General features: G+C 71.5%; 1 protein-coding gene. It reads left to right on the plus strand.

From position 1 onward, the window contains the following. Positions 1 to 1442: Ig-like domain-containing protein (locus ABD194_RS19175; RefSeq protein WP_343994458.1), on the plus strand; the 1442-nt coding region annotated here is incomplete at both ends.

Genomic DNA, 1442 nt, shown 5'->3' on the forward strand with positions numbered 1-1442 from the left:
CGTCCCGATCAACCCGGCCGAGGGCACGCTCGCCCCCGAGCAGGGGATCGTCCTGCCCAAGGCGAGCACCGCGACCGGCAACCGCGTCTTCACCGCGCCGCTCGTCGACCTGCGAGGCGGCACCATCGCGATGATCGACCCCGCCAAGGGGGAGCTCCGCGCGCAGCGGGTCGAGGACCCCTCCGGCATCGGCGGCCTCGACGGACTGCAGACCCAGGCCAAGCCGCTCGTCAGGGTGGGCGGCAACGCCGCCGTCGCGGTCGGCGTCGACGGGTCCGTGTATGCCGTGTCCGGCGAGTCCGGGACGGTCACCGTGCTGCGCCCCGAGGGCAACGCATACGGCCGGCCCGTGACCACCAAGCTCGGGTTCAGCTCGAAGTCGGCGCAGGTCACGGCGGTCGGCACCCACTGGGTGGTGTGGGACTCCGGGACGGGCCGGCTGTACTCCGACGCTCTCGAGAAGCCCCAGCAGCTCTCGGTCGGCAACGCCGAGCCGGGCAACCCCGCGTTCGCCGCGCTGCAGCAGCCCGGGCCCGACGCGTCGACGGTGCTGATCCAGGACGAGGCCCGGCTGACCCAGGTGCCCCTCACCCAGGACAGCCCGACGGTGGGCGGCGTGAAGCTGACGCAGGCCGCACCGGGCCAGCAGCTCTTCCTCTCGGCCCCGGTGCGTCTCGCGAGCTGCATCCACGCGGCGTGGGCCGGTGCGTCGCACGTCTACTACGGCCGCAACTGCGGCAGTCCCGCCGACGCCGACACGGTGGACCTCGGGGCCATGAAGAAGGGTGTGCGCACCGACGGCGTGAAGCTGCGCGTCAACCGCGGCCTCATCGTGCTCAACGACCTCGACTCGGGCGACGTCTGGGACATCGACCGCAACAAGGTCAAGATCGACAACTGGAACTCGGTCATACCCCCGCCGCAGACCGACAACAAGAACAGGAAGAAGGACGAGAACCTCGTCGACGACCAGGTGAGCCGCACCCCGCCGAAGGCCCAGCCGGACAACCTGCAGGTGCGCCCCGGGCGGACGTCCACGCTCCACGTCCTCGACAACGACTCCGACTCGCAGGGCTCGATCCTGGCGATCTCGCCCGGCGACGTCACCCAGCCCGACGTCGCGGGCATCGGGGCGACCGCGTCGGCCGACGGGCAGACCGTCCAGGTCAGCGTCCCCCAGGAGGCCAGCGGCAGCTTCTCCTTCGACTACACCGTGAACAACGGCACCACCGCCAAGAACGGGCGCGCCAAGGCCAAGGTCACGGTTCGCATCGTCGGGCCCGAGGTCAACACCCCGCCGAAGCTGCGGGCCGGGCAGGCCAAGCTCGCCAAGGCCAGGTATCCCGTCGTCGCCGACGGCTCCGTGCGTGTCGGCGTCGTCGCCGACTGGCGTGACGCCGAGAACGACCCCATCCAGGTGTCGGCCCTCGACCCCGCGACGA

This window comes from Terrabacter terrae (assembly GCF_039529575.1).
In the GTDB taxonomy this organism is placed as follows: domain Bacteria; phylum Actinomycetota; class Actinomycetes; order Actinomycetales; family Dermatophilaceae; genus Terrabacter; species Terrabacter terrae.